Source organism: Nonomuraea sp. ZG12, assembly GCF_052068115.1.
Lineage (GTDB): Bacteria > Actinomycetota > Actinomycetes > Streptosporangiales > Streptosporangiaceae > Nonomuraea.
In genome coordinates this window covers 93,101-115,379 of record NZ_JBQHCW010000029.1, presented here as the reverse complement: position 1 = coordinate 115,379, position 22,279 = coordinate 93,101, and the positions used below count along the sequence as shown (strand labels likewise).

Below are 22,279 nucleotides of genomic sequence, written 5' to 3'. Positions count from 1 at the left end.
CCCCAACATGGACTACGGCCTGGGAGTGTTCGTGATGACCACCGACGACGGCCACACCGTCATCACCCACAACGGCGCCGCCGTGGGCCACGCGGCCCTGATGTACAGCACCCCCGACGGCCGCAAGACCCTGACCGCCGCGCTGAACTGCGTGGACGACGCCGACCTGTCCATCGCCGCGGCCTTCCAGACCGCCCAGCGAAGGCTCGTCAACGAGGTGTTCGGCAGCGGGCGTCCGAGCCCGAGCCGAGCCTAGGGCAAGCTGAGCGGATGAGACACGGAGTCACGATCGGCCAGGCGGCGGCGTTCGTCGGCGTCACGGTGAAGACGGTGCGGCATTACCACAAGCTCGGCCTGGTCGAGGAGCCGGCACGCGACAGCTCCGGCTACCGGCGGTACGGATCGGCCGATCTGTTGCGGCTGGTGCAGGCCCGGACGCTGGCCGCCGCCGGGGTGTCGCTGGCCGAGATCGGGCCGCTGCTCGACGCCGATGCCGCGCTGTTCGCCGCCGCGCTCGCCGACGTCGAACGGCAGCTCGACGAACGGATCGAGGAGCTGATCGGGCGGCGTGACATGCTGCATCGGCTCGCCGACGGTGACCGGGCTCTGCTGCCCGACCGCGCCGTGGCGCTGCTGAAGCGGATGCTCGGCCTCGGCTTCCCCGCGGACGAGGTGGCGGCCACCAGGGAGGGCTGGGTGCTGGCCAAGGCCCTGGTCCCAGAAGGCTTCGACGACTACCTCACCCATTTCGAGCACGCCCTCGATGACACCAGGCTCGCCGCCTTGGGCAAGCGCGTGGTCGAAGCCGCGGCCTGGGAACCGGACGACCCCCGCATCGCGGAGGTCGCCACCGCCGCGGCCGACCACTACCTCGCCGACCCCGTACTGCTGAAGACCGTGACCGGCCTGCAAGCCCGCACCGAGGCCGCGACCCGGTACACGCTGATCGCCCACCACGGCCAGGCGCCGACACCGGCCGCGGCGCGGCTGACCGAGCTCTTCGAGAGCAAGCTCCGCGCCGCCGGCGTCCATATCCCCGGACCGGGCTCCCGCTGACCGCGCCGTGCCCCGGCACTCCAGCCCGGCGGCAACCGGCGCGAACCCCGGGTCACCGGCCGATCGGGTGCCAGACCGTCTTGATCTCCAGGAAGGGCTTGACGCGGGACAGGCCGGGATCGGTGTCGTCCCAGTCGTCCCCGCCAGGTCGCAGGACCCTCTTGAGCGTCGTCGCCGCCAGCGCCTCCAGCTCGCCCGCGAGACTCCCCGCACCGGCCAGGTCCAGGGCGTTCACGTCGGCGTGACCGGCCAGCGGTGGGGCGAGCTCGGACAGGCGGCCGGTCAGGATGTTCGCGGCGCCCGCCGGGAGGTCCGAGGTGGCCAGCGCCTCGGCCAGCGTGATCGCGGGCAAGGGGGCGCCCTCGCTCGCCACCAGCACCGCCGTGTTGCCGGAGGTGAGCACGGGGGCGAGCACCGAGACCAGCCCGAGCAGCGAGGAGCCGGTGGGGGCGAGAACGCCCACGACGCCCGTCGGCTCGGGCTCGGAGAGGTTGAAGTACGGGCCCGACACGGGGTTCGCGCCGCCCAGCAGCTGGCCGAACTTGTCGGCCCACCCGGCGTAGTAGACCCAGCGATCGACGGCCGCCGACACGAGCGCCTGCGCCCTGGCCTTGCCCACCCCTTCCGCCGCGGCGACCTCCTCGGCGAACTGGGCCCGGCGGCCCTCCATCATCTCCGCGATCCGGTAGAGGATCTGCCCGCGGTTGTACGCCGTGCGTCCCGACCAGCCGGGGAACGCCTTGCGGGCGGCCACCACGGCGTCGCGCACGTCCTTGCGCGAGGCCAGGGCGGCGTTGGCGAGCTGGTCTCCGGCCGAGGACGTCACGGGATAGGACCTGCCTGACTCCGAGCGCGGGAACGCGCCGCCGACATAGAGCTTGTACGTCCTGCGCACGGCGAGGCGCGGAAAGTTGTCAGCCAAGGTATGCCTCCAGCCCGTGCCGGCCGCCCTCACGGCCGTAACCGGACTCCTTGTAGCCCCCGAAGGGGCTGGCGGGATCGAACACGTTGAAGGTGTTGGACCACACCACGCCGGCACGCAACCGGCTGGCGGTCCAGAGCATCAGGGAGCCCTTCTCCGTCCACACGCCGGCGGACAGCCCGTACGGCGTGTTGTTGGCCTTGGCCACGGCCTCCTCCGGGGTGCGGAAGGTCAGCACCGACAGCACGGGGCCGAAGATCTCCTCGCGGGCGATCCGGTGCGCCTGCGTGACGCCGGTGAACACGGTGGGCGGGAACCAGTACCCGCGCTCGGGGAGCGGGCACGCCGGCGACCAGCCTGTGGCGCCTTCCGCCTGGCCGGCCGCGGCGAGCTCGCGGATCCTGGCGAGCTGCGCCGCGGAGTTGACGGCGCCGATGTCGGTGTTCTTGTCCAGCGGGTCGCCGAGGCGCAGCCGTTCCATGCGGGCCCGCAGCCGGGCCAGCAGCTCGTCCGCGATCGACTCCTGGACCAGCAGCCGGGAGCCCGCGCAGCACACGTGGCCCTGGTTGAAGAAGATCCCGGTGACGATCCCCTCGACGGCCTGGTCGATCGCCGCGTCGTCGTAGACGATGTTGGCGCCCTTGCCGCCGAGCTCCAGGGTGAGCCGCTTGCCCGTGCCGGCGACCGCGCGGGCGATCTCCCTGCCGACCTCGGTGGAGCCGGTGAAGGCCACCTTGTCGGCGCCCGGGTGCGCGACCACGGCGCGGCCGGTGGCGCCGGCCCCGGTGACGATGTTCACCACGCCGGGCGGCAACCCGGCCTCCTGGCAGATCTCCGCGAACGCCAGGGCGGTCAGCGGGGTGGTCTCGGCGGGCTTGAGCACGACCGTGTTGCCGGTGGCCAGCGCGGGCGCGACCTTCCAGGCGAGCATCAGCAGCGGGAAGTTCCACGGGATGACCTGCGCGGCCACGCCCAGCGGCCGGGTGCCCAGCCCGGCGTGCGCCAGCTTGTCGGCCCAGCCGGCGTAGTAGAAGAAGTGGGCGGCGGCCAGCGGCAGGTCGACGTCCCTGGTCTCCTTGATCGGCTTGCCGTTGTCCAGCGACTCCAGGACGGCCAGCTCGCGGGCGCGTTCCTGGATGATGCGCGCGATCCTGAACAGGTACTTGCCGCGCTCGGCCCCCGGCAGGGGCGACCACACCTGCTCGAAGGCCCGACGCGCCGCCGCGAAGGCGCGCTCCACGTCGGCGTCATCGGCGACGGCCACCTCGGCCAGCGGCTCCTCGTCGGCCGGGTTGACCGTGACGATGCGCTCGTCGCTCTTGGATTCGACGAACTCGCCGTCGATGAACAGGTCGTACGACGGCCGGATGGACACGATGGCCCGTGACTCCGGCGCGGGCGCGTACTCGAAGATCTCCACACCTCTCCCTAGTCGATCGTGTAGTAGTCGGGCCCGCCGTAGTGGCCGGTGGCGAGCTTGGTCCGCTGCATGAGCAGGTCGTTCAGCAGCGTCGAGGCGCCGAGCCGGAACCACGCGGGGTCCAGCCAGTCGTCCCCGGCGATCTCCTTGACCAGCACCAGGTAGCGGATGGCGTCCTTGGTGGTGCGGATGCCGCCGGCGGGCTTCACCCCGGCCTGGCGTCCGGTCGCCGTCCGGTAGTCCCTGACGGCCTCCAGCATGATCAGCGTCACCGGCAGCGTCGCGGCGGGCGCGACCTTGCCGGTGGAGGTCTTGATGAAGTCGGCGCCGGCGTGCAACGCCAGCCAGGACGCCCGTCGTACGTTGTCGTAGGTGACCAGCTCGCCGGTCTCCAGGATGACCTTCAGATGGGCCGGGCCGCACCGCTCCTTGACGGCCGTGATCTCGTCGAAGACCTTGCGGTAGTCGCCCGCCAGGAACGCGCCCCGGTCGATCACCATGTCGATCTCGGTGGCTCCGGCGGCCACCGCCGCGCTCGTGTCGGCCAGCTTCACCTCCAGCGACGTGCGCCCGGACGGGAAGCCCGTGGCGACCGAGGCGAGCCCGACGCCGCTGCCTTTCAGCGCCTCGGCGGCCACGGCGACCATGTCGGGGTACACGCAGAGCGCGGCGACCGGGGGAGCGGTGGGGTCGGCCGGGTCGGGCCGGACGGCCTTGGCCGCCAGCGCGCGCACCTTGCCCGGTGTGTCCGCCCCTTCGAGGGTGGTCAGGTCGACCATCCTGATGGCCAGGTCGATCGCGTACCGCTTGGCCGTGGTCTTGATCGACCTGGTGGCCAGGTCGGCGGCCCGCCGTCCGACGCCGACCTCGTCGACGCCGGGCAGTCCGTGCAGGTAGGCCCGCAACGAGCCGGGAATGGTGTCAGGCACGAGCGCCACGCCTCTCGATCAGCATGTTGAGTACGAGGGCGACCAGCAGGATGAGGCCGGTCACCACCATCTGGAAGAAGGAGCCCAGGCCGAGCAGGTTGCACAGGTTGCGCAGCACCGACAGCAGCAGCACCGCCACGAAGGTGCCGAACACGCCGCCCCGCCCGCCGAACAGGTTGGTGCCGCCCAGCACCACGGCCGCGATCGCGTCCAGCTCCAGCCCGCTGAAGGCGGTGGGCTGGCCCACGGTCAGACGGGAGGTGAGCAGCACCCCGGCCAGCGCCGCCAGCCCGCCCGACACCGCGAACACCGTGGTGATCACGCCTCGCACGGGCAGCCCGGACAGCCGGGCGGCCTCCTTGTTGCTGCCGACCGCGTACACGTACTCGCCGAACGTGGTGCCGCGCAGCACCCCGGCGGCGAGGAGGGTGACCACCACGAAGATGATCCCGACGATCGGCACGTAGCCGACGAACCCGCCGCCGAGGAGCTGGAACGCCTCGGATCCGCCGGCCTGCGCCGGCTTGCCGTCCGTCAGCAGGTACGTGAGCCCGCGGATGGCCGTGAGCCCGGCCAGGGTGGTCATGAACGACGGCAGCGACAGGTACGCCGACAGCCCGCCCATGACGGCGCCGAACGCCGCGCCTATCGCCAGGCTGAGCAGGATCGCCGGCAGGACCGGCATGCCCGGGGCCATGAGCAGGGCGACGGTCATCCCGCCGAAGGCCGCGACGCTGCCGACCGACAGGTCGATGCCCGCCGTCAGCACCACCATGGTCATGCCGATGGCCACGATGCCGGTCAGCGACGACTGCTGCAGCAGGTTGGCGATGTTGCGGCCGGTCAGGAACTGCGGCGCCAGCAGCGACGCCACGACGCACAGGCCGAGGAAGACCAGCAGCAGGTTGGACTTGACGATCAGGTCGGCGCCGCGGCGCGATCGGCCGGCGCGCTCCTTTCCGGCGGCCGAGGCCAGCGTGGATCCGAGGGATGTGGTCATGCCGTGGCTCCTGTGATGACGGTGTGCGCGATGACGCTTTCCGGGCTGGTTCGGGGGTCGAAGCGGGCGACGTTGCGGCCCTCGTACAGGACCTGGATGTGGTCGGCGTTCGCGGTCAGCTCGTTGAGCTCGCTGCTGGCCAGCAGCACGGCGACGCCCTGGTCGGCGAGGTGGCGCACCTGCCGGTAGAGGTCGGCCTTGGCGCCGACGTCCAGGCCGCGCGTGGGCTCGTCCAGCAGCAGGACCCTGATCCCGCCCCGAGTGATCCACTTGGCCAGCACGATCTTCTGCTGGTTGCCGCCGGAGAGCTGGCCGACGAGCTGGGCGGGGCCCGCCGCCTTGACGCCCAGGTCGGCGAGCGCGGGCCGGGCCAGGCGCCGGCCGAGCCGGCCGGGCAGCAGCCACGGAGGGCGGCCGAGCGCGCCGATCGCGGCGTTGCGGCTGACGGACAGCCCCAGCATGAGGCCCTGCTCCTTCCTACTCTCCGGCACCAGGGCCAGCCCCGCGCGTACGGCCGCGGCCGGGCTCGCGACCTTGAGCGGCCGGCCGTCCAGCCGGGCCGTGACCTGGGCCTTGAGGTCGCCGAACAGGGCGCGCAGCAGCGTGGTCCGGCCCGCGCCGCCGAGGCCGGCGAGCCCGACGACCTCGCCCGGCCGTACCTCGAGGTCGCGGACGTCGAGGAGTCCTGGCACGTGCACCCGCTCGACCCGCAGCAGCGGCTCCCCGCCGGGCGCGGGCCGGTTCACGGCGCCGACGAGCTCGCTCGCCTCGCCGATCATCGCGGCCACGATCTCGCCGGGACCGGTCGAGGCCAGGTCGTAGACGCCCGCCGTGCGGCCGTCGCGCAGCACCGTGGCGCGGTCGCCGATCTCCATGACCTCGTCCATGCGGTGGGAGATGAAGATCACCGACCGTCCTTCGGCGGTGAGGGAGCGGATGACCTCGAACACCCCCAGCAGTTCGCTCTCGCCGAGGGTGGCCGACGGCTCGTCCATGACGATGACGCGCGCGTCGGCGGTCAGCGCCTTGGCGATGGCGGTGAGTTGCTGAGCCGCGATCGGCAGCTCCCTGACCCGGGTGGTGACGGGGAAGGAGGCGCCGACCCGGTCCAGCGCCTCGCGGGCCAGCCGCGCTCGCTGCCCGCGCCGGACGAACGGGCCCAGCCTCGGTGCCCGGCCCAGCAGCAGGTTCTGCGCGACGGTGAGGTCGGGCAGCAGGTCCAGCTCCTGGTAGATCACCGCGATGCCGGCCGCCAGCCCCGCGTGCGGTGTGGCGGGCCTGAAAGGCTGCCCGTCCAGCAGGATCGTGCCCTCTTCCGGCTGGTAGGAGCCGGCCAGGATCTTCATGAGGGTGCTCTTGCCGGCGCCGTTCTCGCCCAGCAGGCAGTGCACTTCGCCGGGGCGGACGCTCAGCTCGACGCCGTCCAGGGCGACGGTGCCGGGGAAGCGCTTGACGATCCCGGTCATGCGCAGCCGTTCCTCGGTCCCGGTCATGTCTCCTCCAGCAGGTGGGTGGCGTTCTGGTCGTCGGTGATCAGCACGTCGCACAGGCCGCTGGTCACGACGGCCCGGCACACCGCCCGCTTCGCCCTGCCGCTGACCAGCGCGACCGAGGTGGTGGCCGAGCGCAGGAGGTCCAGGGACAGGCCGAGCGTGCGGCCGTCCAGGCCGGGGTCGACGATCTGGCCGCGCGCGTCGACGAAGCGGCCCAGCACGTCGCCCACCGCGCCGGCGTCCGCGAGCCTGTCGAGGTCGTCCGCGTCGATCTGACCGGAGTCCACCAGCACCGAGTCGCTGCCCATGCCGCCGGGGCTGAACAGGAACAGGTCCGCCCCGGCGGCCAGCGTGAGCACGTCGGAGACGGCGCGGTCGTTCTCCAGCGCCGCCCGGGTGCTCTGCTGCTCCAGGATCGCCGGGGCGGCCAGCAGCGTCGCGGTGCCGCCGCCGTGGTGGGCGATCAGACTCGCCGTGCTGCCCGCGCTGGTCGGCTGCCGCGAGCGGCTGAGCGCGCCGTTGATCTGCACGACGTGGACGCCCGTCGCCCAGCCGGGGGCGAGCCCGCCGGCCAGCCGGTCGAGCGTCCGGCCCCAGGAGACGCCGATCAGGCGGGGTACGGGCCGCATCGCCGCCAGGTGGTCGGCGCCGGCCGCGGCCACCTGCTTGCGCAGCTGCTCGTCGCCGCCGCTGCCCGCCACCACGATGGTCTCCCGCAGCCCGAAGCGCTTGCTGAGCGCCCGCTCCAGGGCGCCCACCCGGGACCGCGGATGCAGCACCTCGATCCTGACGATGCCGACCTCGCGTGCCTCGGCCAGCATCCGCCCCACCTTCCATCGGGTCAGGTGCAGGGCGTGGGCGATCTGTTCCTGCGTCTCGCCGCTCTCGTAGTAGCGGACGGCCACCTGATAGAGCTGGTCGTCGTCGGTCATGAGCCGGACCTCCGCCGCGGGTCGCTCAGCCGGTGGGAGATCTCCGTGGTGGCGGCGGTGGCCGCGCGGTAGTCGGCGTAGCCGCGGTGGTAGGCCGCGACGTGCTCGGCGACCGGCTCCACGGTGCGGACCCGCGGCGCGTAGCGCACCGCCGCCTCCGCCAGCGAGGCGTACCATCCGGTGCCGGCCGCGGCCAGCACCGAACAGGCGCGCAGCGTCAGGTTGTCACCGGTGACCAGGTGGACCGGCCGGCCGAGCACGTCGGCGGTGGTCTGGAGCCACAGCTCGTTGTGCCGGATGCCGCCCGACAGGTAGACCTCCTCCACGGCGATCCCGCCGTCGACGAAGGAGTCGAGGACCTGGCGGGTGCCGTACGCGACGCCCTCCACGGCCGCCCGGTAGACCTGCTCGGCGGAACTGGCCAGGGTCAGCCCGAGTACGGCGCCCCGCAGGCGCGGGTCCCGCAGCGGCGTGCGGTTGCCCATGAAGTAGTCCAGGACGATCAGCCCGTGGTCGACCGGCGGCAGCTCCGCCGCGGCCTTGATGAGCCCGCCGAGCTCCGCCCGGGGCCGTCCGATGAGCTTCTCGCCCGCCCAGGCCAGCACGGAGCCCGCGCTCACCTGGCCGCCCTCCACGAGCCAGCGGCCCGTCTGCAGCGCGTCCGGGTACGGCCCCCAGACGGTGGACGGGAAGACCGCTTCGTCGATCTCGGTGACGAACGCGTTGGACGTGCCGCAGACGATCGACACCCGCCCTGCCGGGGCGCCGCCGATGGCCAGCAGCGACAGGTGCGCGTCGATCCCGCCCGACACGACGACGGCGGGGCCGGTGACGCCGAACTCCTCGCGGGCCCGTGCGCCGAGCGGCCCCACCGGGTCGCCGACCGGCACGATGTCGTCCGGCAGCTTGTCGCCCAGGTCGCCGATGCCGAGCGCGTCGTACAGGTCGTGCGGTGAGCCCGTACCGCGCGGGTCGTAGTTGCTCTTGCACACCGCGTTCATCCGCGAGCCCGCCCACCGCCCGGTGAGCCGCCACACCATGTAGTCCACCGCCTCGACGATGCGTGCGGCGGCGCGGTAGGTCGCGGGCTCGTGGCGGGCCAGCCACATGGCCTTGGGCACCAGCCACTCCACCGCGTCGCAGCCGCCGGAGTAGCGCAGGACCGGGTGGCCGGTCTCCGCGGTCAGCGCCGACTCCTCGCCCGCCCGGCCGTCCATCCACAGCAGGGCCGGCCGCAGCGGGCGGCCGTGCCGGTCGAGGACGGCCACCGTGGAGGCCGTGGTCGCCACCGCGACCCCGGCGATGGGCGGATCGCCCGCCTCGGCGAGCGCCTGGCGGGCCGCGCGGACGCTCGCCCGCCACCAGTCGTCCGGGTCCTGCTCGGCCCATCCCGGCCGGGGGAAATGCGTCGGGTACGCGGCGTCGCCCGCCCCCATCGGCGAACCTTCGACGCTGTAGACCGCGGCCCGCGCGCCTTCGGTTCCCAGGTCGAGCGCGAGGAAAGCCGTCATCGTCACTCCTCGTTCGGCAGGAAGAGAACCTTGGAGCTGAAGATCGACCGCTCACCGAGGCCGGCCATGGTCTCGGGCAGCGCGTCCAGCCCCAGCTCGTGCGTGATCATGAACTTCCAGGCGAGGTCGCCCGAGCTCAGCCCCTTGGCCGCGACCCGCCACTCCTCACCGGGGAACGGCGCGGAGAAGGAGTTCCACGCCCCGTGCAGGCTGACCTCGCGGCGCAGGAACGAGCTGAACGTGGCCTTGGGCAGCACCACGGGGTCGTGCGGGATGCCGATGAACACCGCCTCGCCGTGCCTGGCCGCCAGGCCCACGGCCTGGTCCACCGTGGCGGGCACGCCCGCTGACTCGATGACCACGTCGTAGCCGTCGCCGACCGCCTCGGCGGCAGCCTCCGCGCTGGTCGCGGTATGGGTGGCGCCGGCCTCGGTGGCCATGGCGGCCTTCTGCTCGTTCACCTCGATGACGAGCACCTCGGCCGCTCCGGCGAGCTTGGCCCACTGCACCGCGAACAGCCCGATCGGACCCGCGCCGACCACGGCCACCCGCTTGCCGCCGCGCATCTGGGTGCGCCACAGGGCGTGCAGCGCGATCGCGGCCGGGTCGAGCATGGCCGCGGCACGCGGGTCGAGATCGGCCGGCAGCACCATCAGGTTCTCGTCCGGCACGGTGACGTACTGGGCGTAGGCCCCGTCCCTGCGGCTGCCGAAGTAGCCGTAGTCCTTGCACAGGCTGAAGTGGCCCTTGCTGCAGGGAGCGCAGGCGTGGCAGGGGATGAGCGGGGGCACGGTGACGAGGTCGCCCTCGCGGACGCGGCCGGTGGCGGCCAGACGGTCGCCGAGGCGGACCACGTGGCCGGAGAACTCGTGGCCGCAGATGATGGGGAAGTGGTACGCCCCCGCGCGCAGCATGCGCGGGATGTCAGAGCCGCACACCCCGCAGGCCGCGACTCGGACCAGCGCCTCTCCTGGGCCTGGCACGGGCACGGGCACCTGCTCGACCCTGATGTCACCGGGGGCGTGGAGCACCGCGGCCTGCATGGTTTCCGACATCCTGTCGCCTTTCTCCTGTGGGGTGCTCTACTTGCCGGCTTCGGCGAACTCGCCGGTTCCGGTGGCGTACTGGGCGGCGTTGTCCGTGTCGATCAGCGCGGTGCCCGCGTCGATGGAGGACTCGACCTTCTCGCCCTTCTTGACCCGGAGCGTCGTCTCCACGGCCTTGGCGCCGAGGGAGAGGGGGTCGTTGAGCGCGGTGGCCACGTACTGGCCGGACGGGATCTGCTTGACCGCCTCCATGAGCCCGTCGACCCCGGCGACCAGGACCTTGTCCTTGCCGTTCTCCTTGAGCACCTGCAAGGCGCCGAGCGCCATGTCGTCGTTGTGCGCGTAGACGGCGGCCGCGTCGGGGTGGACCTGGAGCAGGTCCTGCATGGCGGTGACCGCCTTGGAGCGCACGTAGTCCGCGTACGGGCCCTCAATGATCTTGATCTTGGGGTTGTCGGCCACGGCCTCGTGGAAACCCGCGCTGCGGTCGCGCGCCACGGCGCCGCCGGCGTCGCCGCGGATCTCGATGACCGTGCCGCCCTTGTCGCCGAGCTGCTCGCTGAGCCGCTTGCCGACGAGCGCGCCCATCGCCTTGTTGTCGCGGCCGACGTGGGCGATCGCACCCTCGGGCACCGGCCGGTCCACGGTCACGACCGAGACGCCGGCCGCCGTGGCCGCGGCGATGCCCGGCTGGACGCCCTGCGGGTCGACCGGGTTGATGAGCAGGACGTCGACCTGACGGGTGATGAGGTCCTGGATGTCGTTGTTCTGCTTGGTGACGTCGCCGCCCGCGTCGGCGAAGTAGAGCGTGGCGCCGGCTTCCTTGGCGGCGGCCTCGGCACCCTCGCGCAGCTCGACGTAGAAGGGGGACTGCTGGGTCGCCTGGCTGAAACCGATGGCGACAGGGCCGTCCGACTGCTGGCCGGTGGTGGCGGCAGAGCCGCCCGGCGTGGTGGACACCGAACAGGCGGACAGGGCGGCGACCAGGAGAGACGGGATTATGAGCGACCGGAATGCGCGCATCTGAGCCTCCGTATGTGAGGTAGGTAACGCACTGTAAATCGCTTATTAACCTCTCTACAACACTTGAGCCAGATTCTGCTCATATGAGCAGAGCGTCGGATTTCGTTCGTCCCGTCTGTACGGCGACGACCTGTTCGGCCTGGCCAGGAGGCTCACTTACACTGTTACAACCATTACGACGGGTGGGCCACGGTCCACCGCAGGGAGGAGACGGGAGCCGATGAGCCTTCGTCAGTTCGAGTACGCCCTGGCCGTGGCCGAGGAGGGCTCGGTGACGGCGGCGGCGGAGCTGCTGCGCGTCGCTCAACCGTCGGTGTCCCAGCAGATCCTCGGCCTGGAGCGCGAGCTCGGCGTGAAACTGTTCGCCCGCACGCCGACCGGACTGGTGCCCACCCCGGTCGGCCGCGCGTTCCTGCGGGAGGCGGAGGTCGCGGTGAGCGCGTCGCGGCGGGCGAGGGCGACGGCGCGGGCCGGCGCCGACGAGCTGGTGGGCGAGCTGGTGATCGCGGTGCAGATGGGCTTCGGCACGCGGCAGTTGCCGGGCGCGCTGGGCGTGCTGCGTCGCCGCTTCCCGCGACTGGAGGTCACCGTCTTCGAGGAGCCGAGCGCCGCCGAGATGGACCGGCTGTGCCGCCGGGGTGTGCTGGACCTCGCCCTGATGGCGGCGTGCGAGCGATCCCCCGCCGCCGCCCACCACATCGGCGACGAGGAGTTCGTCGTGGTGCTGGGAGACGGGCACCGGCTGCTCGACGCGGACCGGGTCGAGCTGCGCGAACTGGAGGGGGAGCCGTGGGTGAGGTTCGACCGCGACAACGCGCTCGACCTCGTGCTGCTGAACGTGCTGCGGGACAACGAGCTGACCCCGGCCACGGTCGCCCGCGTGTCTCAGACGGCGACGGCCGTGCGCTGGGCCGCCGACGGGCTGGGCGTGACGCTGGTCCCGGCCTCCGCGGTGCCCCACGGTCACGAGCACCTCGTTCGCCCGGTGTTCCCGGTCGTGTCCCAGCCCGTCATCGCCGTGGTCCCGCCCGGCGCGGGCCCGGCGGAGACGGCCCTGCTCGAACTCCTGCGTCAAGAGACCTGGTACGACAGCGCCTCCCCTGTGCCGAGGTGAGAGGGCGAGCGATACGGAACCGCCGTCGCGGCTCGCCTACCTGGTGAGCCGCACGACGACGTTGCCGCGGTGCACGCCGGCGAGAAGCTCGTCCTGGGCGGTAACGGCGCGCTGGAGGCCGCCTTCGAGGAGCGTGCGCGCGAACCTGATCCGGCCTTCGGCGTACCACTGGGCGTAGTGGGTGTTCCAGGCCCGGATCTGGTCGGGGGTGTGCGCGGTGGTGAAGGGCCGGATCTGCACCTCGTGGACGATCGCGGTCATGATGTCGAGGCGAGGGTGCCCGCCGTCGCCGCCGGTGACCTGTCCGGCGAGGGTGCCGCACAGCGCGAAGCGGGCGCCGAACGCCGTGTGCCGGAGCGCCGCTTCGAACTGGTGGCCGCCGGTGGTGTCGAAGAAGGCGGTGATGCCGTCAGGGGCCAGCTCGGTGAGCCGGTCGTCGAGATCGTCGTTGCGGTGGTCGATGGCGGCGTCGAGGCCGAGCTCGTCGACCAGGTAGCGGGCCTTCTCGGGGCCGCCGGCGATGCCGATGACGTACGCGGCGCCACGCGCCTTGGCGATCTGCGCGGCCATCGACCCGACGCCGCCGGCGGCTCCGCTGACGAGGACGACGTCACCGTCGCCCACGGCGGCGACGTCGACGATGCCGTGGTAGGCGGGCACGCCCTGGTTGAGCAGGTACTCGGGACCGGGGAAGACGCCGTCGGGCACGGGGAACGCCTCGCCCGGCCCCAGGATGCTCTCCTCGCGCCAGCCCGCCATGTGCTGCACGACGGTTCCCACCGGCAGGTCGTCGGCGCGTGACTCGACGACCCTGCCGATGGCGCCGCCGTAGAGCGGCTCGCCGACCCGGAAGACGGGCGCCGGGATCTGGGTGGTCTCGAACATCAGGTCGCCGTTGGCCGCGATCACCTGCTGGAACAGGTTCCGCACCCGAACCTGGCCGGCGGCCGGCTCCTGCGGAGGAAGCGTGACCACGTCGAGCAGCGAGCCGGGCGGCTGGCCCAGATTCCTACGATGTTCGCGCAGGACGACGGCGGATGGTCCCTGGACGGTCATGATGAGAGCCTCTCGGTACGGTCGGAGCCGGGCCTGAGCCCATGGCGGAACGGTTGGACGAGCTCAGAGCTGGGTGGCGCCTCCGTCCACGGCGAGCTCGGCGCCGGTGGTGTACGTGGCGTCGAAGGCGAGGAACGCGGCCGCCCTGGCGACCTCCTCGGGGGTGCCGAAACGCCGCATGGGATTGTCCGCGACCCGCTCCGCCTTGAACCGCTCGGCGGCCTCCGCGCTCATCGTGTTCTCCAGGATCCCCGTGTCGATGGGACCGGGGCTGATCGCGTTGACGCGGATTCCGCGCGGAAGCAGCTCGCGGGAGAGGCTGCGGGCCATCGAGCGCAGCGCCGCCTTGCCGGCCGCGTAGACACTGGCGTCCAGCATGCCGATGACGTTCGCGATCGACGTGGTGAGGACGACGCCGGCGCCCGGGCTCAGCAGCGGGGCGAGCTTCTGCACGGTGAAGTAGGCGCCCTTGACGTTGATCGCGAACAGCTCGTCGTACATCTCCTCGGTCGTCGACTCGAAGGGGGTGAGGGGTGCGATGCCGGCGTTGACGAACAGGGCCTCGATCGTGCCGAGTTCGCTCTTCACACGGTCAGCCAGAGCGTCCAGGTCGGACAGTGAGGCCACATCGCCTCGGACGGCCACCGCGTTCGCGCCGAGCCGCTCCCGCGCGGCGTCGAGCGTGGCCTGGGAACGTCCGGTGATCACCACGCGGGCGCCGCCGTCCGCCAGCAGTTTCGCCATCGCGAACCCCATGCCGCTGCCGCCGCCCGTGATCACTGCATTCTTGTCGCTGTATTCGTCCATGCCGATCCTTCGTTTTCCTCAAGCGCCGATGAATTATTTTTCGTCGAAACAGGTGTTCTGGAATTCGTCGGCGTCAACCCCGGGGGAATTCGCCGCCGTCCACGAAGAGATTGCTCCCGGTCAGCCAGCTCGCCCGGTCGGACACGAGGAAAAGCACCGCGTCGGCGATGTCGTCCGGCAGGCCGTCGCGCCCCAGCGGCACGGCGGCGTGGTCCTGGCCCGCCGGCGCCACGTCCAGCTGCGCCCACAGTTCCCGCGTCGCTTCGCCGCCGGGAGTGGCGACTCTGCCGGGACTCACGGTGTTGACCCGGATCCCGAACGGGGCCAGCTCCTTGGCCAGTCCCCGGCTGTAGTTCTCCAGCGCCGCCTTCGCCGCCGTGTAGTGCAGGAACGGTCCTGTCGAGGCGGGGACCGCGGCCGAGGAGATGTGCACGATCCGGCCCGAACGCCGTTCCCGCATCCCCGCTGTCAGCAGCGAGTCCAGCCACACCGACGCCAGGTAGTTCAGGTCCAGCGCGCCCTGCCACTCCTCGTCGGGGATGGCCGAGGAGCCTGGGTACGGTCGCGCCCCACCCGCGTTGTGGACCAGGATGTCCACCCCGCCGAACAGCTCCTGAGCGGCCGCGGCGAGCGCCTCCGCGCCGGCCCGGGTCCGCACGTCGGCCGGCACGAAGGTGGCCCCCTCCGGCACCGTGCTCGTCGCCGACCTGGCGGTCGTGAGCACCTCGGCGCCCGCGTCCAGGAGCTGGCGCACGACGGCCGCTCCGATTCCGCGAGAACCACCGGTGACCAGGGCCCGCTTTCCTGTGAGTTCCCGCTTTTCCGATCCGTTTTCGATCGTGGTCATGCCACTGGTCCTTTCAATCGTGTGTTAGCCCGCTCGACGGATGAAGAATCGATGCACGCGGCGCGCGAATCTCCGGAGAAATCGCGGTGAGCACCTCGTCGAGCTCCATCAAGGTACGTCCGGAAAAGAACGAGAGACAAAGACGAAATGCCAGTAGGCGCCATAGGGGATTCCTATGGCGGCCGGCCCGCCGGCCACGTGCCAGGAACTGGACAGCGAATGGCCTGGGAACTGGTCAGGCGAAGAGCCGAGACTCGGCGGGCTGGTCCTGCGAGGGCGAACACCGTGCGGCCGGCGGTGCTGTCTCCGTGCCACCGAGGAAGGCTGATCGATCGTGACCGAACGCGTACGCGTGGCTGTGCTGGCGGGCGGGCCGTCCGCCGAGCATGAGGTGTCGCTGCAGTCGGCGACGGCTGTGCTCGACGCTCTGCCGAGAGATCTGTACGAGCCCGTCGCCGTCATCATCGACCGGCAGGGCAGGTGGCCGGTGGAGCTGCGGCGCGATCTGGCAGACGTGGTCTTCCCCGTGCTGCACGGGCCGTTCGGCGAGGACGGCGTCGTCCAGGGTCACCTGGAGACGCTGGGCATCCCGTACGTGGGCTGCGGCGTCCTGGCCTCTGCCGTGGCCATGAACAAGGTCGCGATGCGGCGCGCGTTCCTGGCGGAGGACATTCCGGTCACCCCGCACGTGTGGTTCACCGAGCACGAATGGCGCACCACCACCGACCCCTGGGCTCTGGTGAAGTCGCTCGACTGGCCGATGTACGTCAAACCGGCCGGCATGGGCTCCTCCATCGGCATCTCACGTGTCACCTCCATGGAGGAGCTGCGCGCGGGCGTGGAGCTGGCGCTGGCCTACGATCGGGCGGTCGTCGTCGAGCAGGGTGTGACCGCGCGCGAGGTCATCTGCGGCGTGCTCGGCGGCCATGACACTCCGGAGGCGTCGGTGCCCGGCGAGCTCATCGTGCCCGGCGACTGGCTCGACTACGAGGCCAAGTACCTCAGCCGGGCCGAACTCGCCAGCATCCCCGCCGCGCTGCCGGAACGGGTGGCCGAGGACGTGCGCGAGCTGGCCCTGCGCGCCTTCCGGGCGATCGGTGGCTACGGCCTGTCCCGGGTCGACTTCCTCTATGAGGAGGACACGGGACGCCTGTACGTACTGGAGATCAACACCATGCCCGGCTTCACCTCCCGTTCCGTCTACGCCGGGGCCTGGGCCGCGAGCGGTGTCCCGTACCCGGACCTGCTGCACCGCCTCATCGACCTCGCCTTCGCCAGGAGCACTGCCAGGAGCACCACAAGAAGCACCACCAGAAGCACCGCCAGGAGCGGCTCATGATCCCCATGACGCTGAACGAGATCGCGCAGGCCGTCGGCGCGAGCCTGCATGACGTGCCCGACCCGCGGGCGCTGGTGACGGCGCCCGCGGCGGTCGACTCCCGCGAGGTGGTGCCTGGCGGCCTGTTCGCCGCGACGGTCGGCGCCCGCGTCGACGGTCACGACTACGCCGCCGGTGCCGTCGCGGACGGCGCCGTCGCCGTGCTGGCGTCAAGGCCCGTCGGCGTGCCCGCCCTGGTGGTCGAGGACGTCCAGCTCGCGATCGGCCTGCTCGCCCGGCACCTGCTCGAACACATCAGCCCGACCGTGATCGGCCTGACCGGCTCCGTGGGCAAGACCACGACCAAGGACCTGCTGGCCCAGGTGCTCGAACGGCACGCCGCGACGGTCGCCACCGACAGGTCGTTCAACAACGAGCTCGGGCTGCCGCTCACCGTGCTGCGTGCCGATGCCAGCACCCGGTACCTGGTGCTGGAGATGGGCGCGGGCCGGAAGGGCGACCTGACGTACCTGACCGGGCTCGCACCGCCCCGGATCGGGCTGGTGCTCAATGTCGGCACCGCACATGTGGAGCGTATGGGAGCCGGTCCTGCCGACGTGGCCGAGGCCAAGGGCGAGCTGGTCGAGGCGCTTGCGGCGGACGGGATCGCGCTGCTCAACGCCGACGACCCGTACGTCATGGGCATGGCCGGCCGCACCAGGGCCCAGATCCTGTTGTACGGCCGGTCGGCGCAGGCGCGGGTGCGAGCCGAGGACGTGCGGATGACCGACCGCGCGCGAACCGCGTTCGAGCTGGTGACGCCCTCCGGCCGCGCCCCGGTCGAGCTCGACCTCATAGGCGAGCACCAGGTGAGCAACGCCCTGGCCGCCGCCGCCGTGGCCACCGCACTCGGCCTGGGCGTCGCCGAGATCGCCGATGGGCTGAGCGCCGCACGGCGGCGCTCCGCAGGCCGGCTGGAGATCGTCGAACGACCTGACGGCGTCACCGTCGTCAACGACGCCTACAACGCCAACCCCGAATCCATGCGGGCCGGGCTGCGGGCGGTGCAGGCCCTGGCCGGCACCCGCCGTACCGTCGCCGTGCTCGGCGCGATGGGGCAGCAGGCGGATGCCTCCCGCGCCCGGCACGCGGAGATGGGGCGGCTCGTCGCCGACCTCGGCTTCGACGTGCTGATCGCGGTCGGAGCAGGGGATCCGCTCGCGATGGCGGAGGCGGCGGAGTCCTCGGACCAGGGCGTGGCCGTGCACACCGTCGAGGACGTGGGCGGGGCCATCAGCCTGGCCACCGCGCTCGTCGAACCGGGAGACGTGGTGTTCGTCAAGGCCTCCAGCGAGATCGGGCTCGGCGCCTGCGCCCGTGCCCTGGCCGGCGGTCCCGTACACCGGGCATCCGGCTGAACGGTCTCTGACCTTCTGCATGAGCGGGCAGTCCCTCTGGCCTGCCGGAACAAGCTGGCGAAACGGAGTTCCATGCGCACTATCGGTCTCATCGGCGGGTTGAGCTGGGAATCGACGGTGATCTACTACCAGATCATCAACCAGCGGGTACGCGAGCGACTCGGCGGCAGTCATTCCGCCAACAGCCTCATCTGGTCGGTCGACTACACGACCGTCGAGGATCTCATCTTCGCCGACCGCTGGGACGAGGTGAGTGCGTTGCTGGCCGATGCGGGCGGGAAACTGGAGGATCTCGGCGCCGAGGTCCTGCTCATCTGCAGCAACACCTTCAGCCGGGTGAACGACGACGTGGCGCGGGCCGCGAGCGTGCCCGTGCTGCACATCGCCGACGCCGTGGGCGCCGAGGTCAGCGCCAGGGGAATGCGCAAGGTCGGTCTGCTGGGCACTCGTTTCACCATGGAACAGGCCTTCTACCGGGATCGGCTGGCCGCCCACGGCTTCGAGGTGATCGTCCCGCGGCGTGAGCAGCGAGAACTGGTCCATCGCGTGATCTTCGACGAACTGGTGCGCGGAGTGATCCGGGAACCGTCCAGGGACGCGTACGCCCGGATCATCGCCGATCTCGCGGACGAGGGCGCCGAAGGCGTCATCCTCGGCTGCACGGAGATCGAGCTCCTGATCAGTGAGAAGGACACCGCCATCCCGGTGCTGCCGAGCGCTCGGCTGCACGCGGAGGCGGCGGCCGGCCTCGCGCTGGCCGACTGACGCCGTGGCGGCTCAGCCGGATCGGGTGCGGCTCAGCTCGATCGGTACGCCGGTGCGTCGGTGCCGTACAGCTCCCGGTGCCATAGGTCGGCGCAGAGGCGTTCGATGCCGGCCCTCAGATGGCGGCGGTAGGTGGTGAAAGGGAGGCCGAGTTGTTCCGCGGCCAGCTCCTGGGTGGGCGTGCCGCGGAGGAACGTGACGGACAGCGCCCGGTGGAACTTGACCGAGCGCGGATCCGCACGCAGGTCGTCGATCGCCTGGCGGAGCAGGTCGCCCAGTGCTGTGGCCGGGTTCTGGCCGGCCCGCTCGGCGATCAGCCGGGTGCGCGTCAGCGGGGAGGCGGCCAGCGCGTCCAGTCGCGACAGCCGGCGCAACGCCTTGCGCACCGCCCCGGCGAACTCCGCCTGGGACAGCACCGCCAGTTCGGCCGTCGCGGCGCTCGGGCCGTTGCCAGAACCCGCGGCGAGCGGTTCGTTCACCCGCTCCAGCCACGCCTGCGCCGGGACCGCGCGCCAGTCATGAGCGAACAGGGTGTACGTGTCATCCCCCAGCCGCGGCTGCTCGGCGATGTCGCGCATCCCGTAATACCGTAGGGTCTCCAGCCACGCTTGGTCCGGACGCCGTATCGCGATATATGACCATGCCATCCGCTCGGCCCGTAAACAGTTGGCGATCAGACGCCACTGGATCATTTCCATCACCGGCGAATCTCCACGATACGGCGGCAGCACCCAGAGCCGGCTGACCGCCAGATGTTCACCGGCGCGCAACGGCGTGGTGGCACGCCCATGCGCCCATGCCGCGGTCACGATGGGATCGGCCGCCAGCTCCTCCTCATCGGGTTCCGCCAGCCGCAACCACGCCGAGAGGGCCACGGGCTCGCCGGTCCCGGTCCGTCGATACAGCCGGAACGCCTCCGGCTGACGTCCCGCCCAGAAGGCGGCGCAGCCCGCGGACGCCGCACCCTCCGCTGCCGCCGCCACCCGGAGGAACGTGCCGGCGTCCTCCTCCCGCAACGCCTCTTCCTGGAACTCGTCCTCGTCCTGGCGGCCGTGGAAACCGGCCGGCGCTCCGTTGCCGCGATGCGGGTAGAGCAGTGCCGCCACCGCGTCGAGCACGTCCACGTCGCTCGCCGTGCGCACTCTCTCCGCCAGATGCGCATGAACGCGGTCGTGCATCATCGCGTACCCCTCGGGATCCCGCCATCGCAGGTCGGCCTCCAGCAGCTCCCGCACCACGTCATGCGGGAACAGCCCGAGACTGCTCGACTCCACGAACGGCAACCGCCGCAACCACCGGAACAACGTCCCGGCGTCCTCCGCGAGGACCGCCCGCAGCAGGTCCTCCGTCGTCATGTACGCATGCGCGCTGATCTCCAGCGCCTGCCGATGCGCCGCCGAAGGCAGCTCGCCCACCAGCTGATCCAGCAACGTGGCCACCATGTCCTTGTCCGGCGTCCACCGCCTGCCGGTCCCGCCGTCCTTCACCGCCCTGGCCGCCCCCAGGAGCAGCGCCAGCGGATGACCACCGGCGAAGGCCAGCAGCGGCTCGCCCACCTCCGCCGGCACCCCGGCGGAGGCCAGCAGGGCCTGCGCGTCTCCGGCGCGCAGGTCGCGCAGCCGCAGCACGCCCAGCGCCCCGGCCCATCCCGGATCCGCCTGCCACCGCATGTCCGGCGGGTTCCGCCCCGCGATCACCACCAGCGCCCCCAGGGGCACCCGGGGCAGGAACCGCTCGCGCAGCCATCCCTCCGAGCCCTGAATCCGTTCGAGGTCGTCGACCAGCAGCACCGCGTCCGCATCGCGAGGCACCAGCTCGGACCCCGCCGCTGACGGCTCCACCACGCGCCCGCCCACCAGGTGCCCCTCCACCAGGTGCCCCTCCACCATGGACACCGGCCGCCCCGCCACCGCGGCCTCGTGAGCGAACCGCCGCAACAAGGCCGACTTCCCGATGCCGCCGGGACCGTGCACGTACAGAACGCTGCAGCCGCCGCCGTACAACGCCGCGTGGAAGACCGCGAGCTCTTCCTCCCGCCCCACGAACGCCATCTCGCGCGCTGCTTGCAGGCGCGATCCCAGCAATCCCGACTTGTCGGTACTTTCCAATGACATATCCCTCTCCGAACGTTCGTCGATCGCACACATGGGTGGCCCGGACCTGGGCTACAGCTGGTCCCCGTGCTCCACGGCGTGGCCCACGCCGGGGTGGGGCCGTCGTCGTGGTGGCGTGCCGCCGCTCTCCGGGCGGTACTCGAAGTGCCACCACTCGTTGTCGTAGAGGCGGTAGAGGTCGTAGCGGGCGCCGTGTTCCTCGAGCCAGCGCGCGCCTTCGTGGGGGCGCACGTCCAGCGCGATGCCCTTGACGTGGCTGGATTCCGCCGGCGGCAACACGAGCATGCGCGCCGCGGCCGGGGAGCCGGAGCGGCGTACCTCCTCGTCGAACATCCGTTGTTGGACCAGGGGAGCGCGGTATCCCGAGGTGAGGCCGATGAGCTGGCCGTGACGCCAGAGCGCCTCGGTGCGCGCCGCGGTGAACGCCGTCAGGGCGTCGTCGGTGAGACCGGTGAGGTCCTCGGCGGGGAATCGCAGCCCCAACGCCCAGCGGCAGGCCAGTTCGCGGGCGCGGCCGGGATGGCGGGCGAACGCCACGGGCAGCAGGAGCACGGCGAGCACCAGCGTGACCGCGGCGTACAGCCGGTCCCGGGGCCGAGGTGGGATGGCGCGTGGTTCCTTCATGACGAACTACGATTGGCGCCGAATATGCGTGCGCTGTCCGCCACATGTCACCGTTTGTCGACGGCGCGACCGTCGGCGGGACCGTCGGCGGGACCGTGACACAACGATGACACTGCGCGGACGAGGCGGAGACACGGCCGGCCGAGAGTGGATGGGGTTGACCGGCGCAAGTCATGGAGCGTGCTGTGTGATACTCGGCGGCGTGTCGCGAGTGTTGTTGATCGAGGATGATCCGGCCGTGCGGGAGGGCCTTGAGCTGGCCCTGACCCGGCATGGGCACCGGGTGCGCGCGGTGGAGTCCGGCGAGCAGGGGCTGGACCGGCTGCGTGCCGACCCTCCCGACGTCGTCGTGCTCGATCTGATGTTGCCCGGCATGGACGGGTTCGAGGTCTGCCGTCGCATCCGGGCCGTGGGGGAGGTACCGATCATCATGCTGACCGCGCGCAGCGACGACATGGACGTGGTGGCCGGGTTGGAGGCGGGCGCCGACGACTACGTGGTCAAGCCGGTGCAGCCCAGGGTGCTGGAGGCACGCATGCGCGCGGTGCTCCGGCGGATCGGCCGGGACCAGGCGGAGCTGGAGCGGCACGGGGACCTGACCATCGATCGGGCCGGGCTGGTGGTCGCCAACCGCGGCGTGCCGGTCAGCCTCGCCCCGACCGAGCTGCGCCTGCTGCTCGAGCTCTCCGGCACGCCGGGCCGGGTGCACAGCCGCCAGCAGCTGCTGGAGTCGGTGTGGGAGCACGGGTATTTCGGTGACTCGCGCCTCGTCGACGCGTGCGTGCAGCGGTTGCGCGCGAAGATCGAGGACGACTCGGCGGCGCCCGTCTACGTGCAGACAGTGCGTGGGTTCGGGTACCGGTTCGGGCCGGTGTGAGCCGCCG

The 22,279-nt window shown here is 71.7% G+C and carries 20 protein-coding genes and 1 pseudogene; 7 read left to right on the top strand and 14 right to left on the bottom strand.

Annotation, left to right across the window (positions count from 1 at the left end; all coding sequences use genetic code 11):
• Nucleotides 1-256 (top strand): annotated as a pseudogene (locus tag ACTMTF_RS42815) (alkaline D-peptidase); the annotation flags it as partial.
• 14 nt (nt 257-270) lie between these two features.
• The gene (locus tag ACTMTF_RS42810; RefSeq protein WP_441115826.1) at nt 271-1,056 is read left to right on the top strand and encodes a MerR family transcriptional regulator; all 786 of its coding nucleotides are present in this window, start codon (nt 271-273) and stop codon (nt 1,054-1,056) included.
• A gap of 52 nt (nt 1,057-1,108) precedes the next feature.
• Here the strand turns inward: ACTMTF_RS42810 and ACTMTF_RS42805 are convergent, their stop codons facing one another.
• Genes ACTMTF_RS42805 through ACTMTF_RS42765 form a run of 9 tightly spaced genes read right to left on the bottom strand, consistent with a single transcriptional unit; the run spans nt 1,109 to nt 11,332 of the window.
• Complete coding sequence (locus ACTMTF_RS42805) at nt 1,109-1,978, bottom strand: aldehyde dehydrogenase family protein (RefSeq protein WP_441115825.1); 870 nt, start codon at nt 1,976-1,978, stop codon at nt 1,109-1,111.
• Nucleotides 1,971-3,392, bottom strand: coding sequence for an aldehyde dehydrogenase family protein (locus ACTMTF_RS42800; protein ID WP_441115830.1), 1,422 nt, complete (start codon nt 3,390-3,392; stop codon nt 1,971-1,973). The genes ACTMTF_RS42805 and ACTMTF_RS42800 overlap by 8 nt, the downstream gene beginning before the upstream one ends.
• 14 nt (nt 3,393-3,406) lie before the next feature.
• A complete protein-coding gene (deoC, locus tag ACTMTF_RS42795) occupies nt 3,407-4,327 on the bottom strand; it encodes a deoxyribose-phosphate aldolase (RefSeq protein ID WP_441115824.1) in 921 nt (306 codons plus the stop codon).
• Entirely contained in the window at nt 4,320-5,327 is a 1,008-nt protein-coding gene (locus ACTMTF_RS42790) for an ABC transporter permease (protein WP_441115823.1), read from the bottom strand. Before ACTMTF_RS42790 ends, deoC begins: the two co-directional genes overlap by 8 nt.
• Nucleotides 5,324-6,820, bottom strand: a complete 1,497-nt coding sequence (locus ACTMTF_RS42785) for a sugar ABC transporter ATP-binding protein (RefSeq protein WP_441115822.1) — start codon at nt 6,818-6,820, stop codon at nt 5,324-5,326. Before ACTMTF_RS42785 ends, ACTMTF_RS42790 begins: the two co-directional genes overlap by 4 nt.
• Nucleotides 6,817-7,752: a sugar-binding transcriptional regulator gene (locus ACTMTF_RS42780; RefSeq protein ID WP_441115821.1), complete on the bottom strand. Its 936-nt coding sequence runs from the start codon at nt 7,750-7,752 to the stop codon at nt 6,817-6,819. Before ACTMTF_RS42780 ends, ACTMTF_RS42785 begins: the two co-directional genes overlap by 4 nt.
• Nucleotides 7,749-9,263, bottom strand: coding sequence for an FGGY-family carbohydrate kinase (locus ACTMTF_RS42775; RefSeq protein WP_441115820.1), 1,515 nt, complete (start codon nt 9,261-9,263; stop codon nt 7,749-7,751). The genes ACTMTF_RS42780 and ACTMTF_RS42775 overlap by 4 nt, the downstream gene beginning before the upstream one ends.
• A 2-nt stretch (nt 9,264-9,265) precedes the next feature.
• The gene (locus ACTMTF_RS42770; protein ID WP_441115819.1) at nt 9,266-10,318 is read right to left on the bottom strand and encodes a galactitol-1-phosphate 5-dehydrogenase; all 1,053 of its coding nucleotides are present in this window, start codon (nt 10,316-10,318) and stop codon (nt 9,266-9,268) included.
• Between the two features lie 27 nt (nt 10,319-10,345).
• On the bottom strand, nt 10,346-11,332 hold the full coding sequence (locus ACTMTF_RS42765) for a substrate-binding domain-containing protein (protein ID WP_441115818.1): 987 nt from the start codon (nt 11,330-11,332) through the stop codon (nt 10,346-10,348).
• Between the two features lie 220 nt (nt 11,333-11,552).
• On the opposite strand from ACTMTF_RS42765, the gene ACTMTF_RS42760 reads away from it, so the two are divergent.
• Nucleotides 11,553-12,446, top strand: a complete 894-nt coding sequence (locus ACTMTF_RS42760) for a LysR family transcriptional regulator (RefSeq protein ID WP_441115817.1) — start codon at nt 11,553-11,555, stop codon at nt 12,444-12,446.
• Between the two features lie 36 nt (nt 12,447-12,482).
• On the opposite strand, the gene ACTMTF_RS42755 is transcribed toward ACTMTF_RS42760, so the two are convergent.
• The 3 genes from ACTMTF_RS42755 to ACTMTF_RS42745 form a co-directional block, all read right to left on the bottom strand.
• Nucleotides 12,483-13,502, bottom strand: a complete 1,020-nt coding sequence (locus ACTMTF_RS42755) for a zinc-binding dehydrogenase (RefSeq protein WP_441115816.1) — start codon at nt 13,500-13,502, stop codon at nt 12,483-12,485.
• A gap of 63 nt (nt 13,503-13,565) precedes the next feature.
• Nucleotides 13,566-14,309, bottom strand: coding sequence for an SDR family oxidoreductase (locus tag ACTMTF_RS42750; protein ID WP_441115815.1), 744 nt, complete (start codon nt 14,307-14,309; stop codon nt 13,566-13,568).
• Nucleotides 14,310-14,382: 73 nt separating this feature from the next.
• The gene (locus ACTMTF_RS42745; protein WP_441115814.1) at nt 14,383-15,156 is read right to left on the bottom strand and encodes an oxidoreductase; all 774 of its coding nucleotides are present in this window, start codon (nt 15,154-15,156) and stop codon (nt 14,383-14,385) included.
• A 334-nt stretch (nt 15,157-15,490) separates the two neighbouring features.
• Here ACTMTF_RS42745 and ACTMTF_RS42740 point away from each other — a divergent pair, with 334 nt between their 5' ends.
• The 3 genes from ACTMTF_RS42740 to ACTMTF_RS42730 all read left to right on the top strand — a co-directional run bounded on the left by ACTMTF_RS42740 (nt 15,491) and on the right by ACTMTF_RS42730 (nt 18,657).
• Nucleotides 15,491-16,495, top strand: coding sequence for a D-alanine--D-alanine ligase family protein (locus ACTMTF_RS42740; RefSeq protein ID WP_441115813.1), 1,005 nt, complete (start codon nt 15,491-15,493; stop codon nt 16,493-16,495).
• Nucleotides 16,492-17,892 carry a UDP-N-acetylmuramoyl-tripeptide--D-alanyl-D-alanine ligase gene (locus ACTMTF_RS42735; RefSeq protein ID WP_441115812.1) on the top strand — a complete coding sequence of 467 codons (1,401 nt, stop codon included), beginning with the start codon at nt 16,492-16,494 and terminating at the stop codon, nt 17,890-17,892. Before ACTMTF_RS42740 ends, ACTMTF_RS42735 begins: the two co-directional genes overlap by 4 nt.
• A 72-nt stretch (nt 17,893-17,964) precedes the next feature.
• Nucleotides 17,965-18,657 (top strand): aspartate/glutamate racemase family protein, encoded by a 693-nt coding sequence (locus ACTMTF_RS42730; protein ID WP_441115811.1) that lies wholly within the window; start codon nt 17,965-17,967, stop codon nt 18,655-18,657.
• A 32-nt stretch (nt 18,658-18,689) separates the two neighbouring features.
• Here ACTMTF_RS42730 and ACTMTF_RS42725 read toward each other — a convergent pair whose 3' ends face one another.
• Nucleotides 18,690-20,771: an ATP-binding protein gene (locus ACTMTF_RS42725; RefSeq protein ID WP_441115810.1), complete on the bottom strand. Its 2,082-nt coding sequence runs from the start codon at nt 20,769-20,771 to the stop codon at nt 18,690-18,692.
• 51 nt (nt 20,772-20,822) lie between these two features.
• Complete coding sequence (gene vanY-N / locus ACTMTF_RS42720) at nt 20,823-21,395, bottom strand: D,D-peptidase/D,D-carboxypeptidase VanY-N (RefSeq protein WP_441115809.1); 573 nt, start codon at nt 21,393-21,395, stop codon at nt 20,823-20,825.
• Between the two features lie 202 nt (nt 21,396-21,597).
• On the opposite strand from vanY-N, the gene ACTMTF_RS42715 reads away from it, so the two are divergent.
• On the top strand, nt 21,598-22,272 hold the full coding sequence (locus tag ACTMTF_RS42715; protein WP_441115808.1) for a response regulator: 675 nt from the start codon (nt 21,598-21,600) through the stop codon (nt 22,270-22,272).
• Nucleotides 22,273-22,279: the final 7 nt, after the last annotated feature.

Bases quoted from the DNA above. Each gene is read 5' to 3' on its own strand.
- ACTMTF_RS42730 (WP_441115811.1), top strand. From the start codon at position 17,965: ATGCGCACTATCGGTCTCATCGGCGGGTTGAGCTGGGAATCGACGGTG.
- vanY-N (WP_441115809.1), bottom strand. From the start codon at position 21,395: ATGAAGGAACCACGCGCCATCCCACCTCGGCCCCGGGACCGGCTGTAC.
- ACTMTF_RS42775 (WP_441115820.1), bottom strand. From the start codon at position 9,263: ATGACGGCTTTCCTCGCGCTCGACCTGGGAACCGAAGGCGCGCGGGCC.
- ACTMTF_RS42785 (WP_441115822.1), bottom strand. From the start codon at position 6,820: ATGACCGGGACCGAGGAACGGCTGCGCATGACCGGGATCGTCAAGCGC.
- ACTMTF_RS42790 (WP_441115823.1), bottom strand. From the start codon at position 5,327: ATGACCACATCCCTCGGATCCACGCTGGCCTCGGCCGCCGGAAAGGAG.
- ACTMTF_RS42735 (WP_441115812.1), top strand. From the start codon at position 16,492: ATGATCCCCATGACGCTGAACGAGATCGCGCAGGCCGTCGGCGCGAGC.
- ACTMTF_RS42725 (WP_441115810.1), bottom strand. From the start codon at position 20,771: ATGTCATTGGAAAGTACCGACAAGTCGGGATTGCTGGGATCGCGCCTG.
- ACTMTF_RS42750 (WP_441115815.1), bottom strand. From the start codon at position 14,309: ATGGACGAATACAGCGACAAGAATGCAGTGATCACGGGCGGCGGCAGC.
- ACTMTF_RS42810 (WP_441115826.1), top strand. From the start codon at position 271: ATGAGACACGGAGTCACGATCGGCCAGGCGGCGGCGTTCGTCGGCGTC.
- ACTMTF_RS42765 (WP_441115818.1), bottom strand. From the start codon at position 11,332: ATGCGCGCATTCCGGTCGCTCATAATCCCGTCTCTCCTGGTCGCCGCC.
- ACTMTF_RS42770 (WP_441115819.1), bottom strand. From the start codon at position 10,318: ATGTCGGAAACCATGCAGGCCGCGGTGCTCCACGCCCCCGGTGACATC.
- ACTMTF_RS42745 (WP_441115814.1), bottom strand. From the start codon at position 15,156: ATGACCACGATCGAAAACGGATCGGAAAAGCGGGAACTCACAGGAAAG.
- ACTMTF_RS42780 (WP_441115821.1), bottom strand. From the start codon at position 7,752: ATGACCGACGACGACCAGCTCTATCAGGTGGCCGTCCGCTACTACGAG.
- ACTMTF_RS42755 (WP_441115816.1), bottom strand. From the start codon at position 13,502: ATGACCGTCCAGGGACCATCCGCCGTCGTCCTGCGCGAACATCGTAGG.
- ACTMTF_RS42760 (WP_441115817.1), top strand. From the start codon at position 11,553: ATGAGCCTTCGTCAGTTCGAGTACGCCCTGGCCGTGGCCGAGGAGGGC.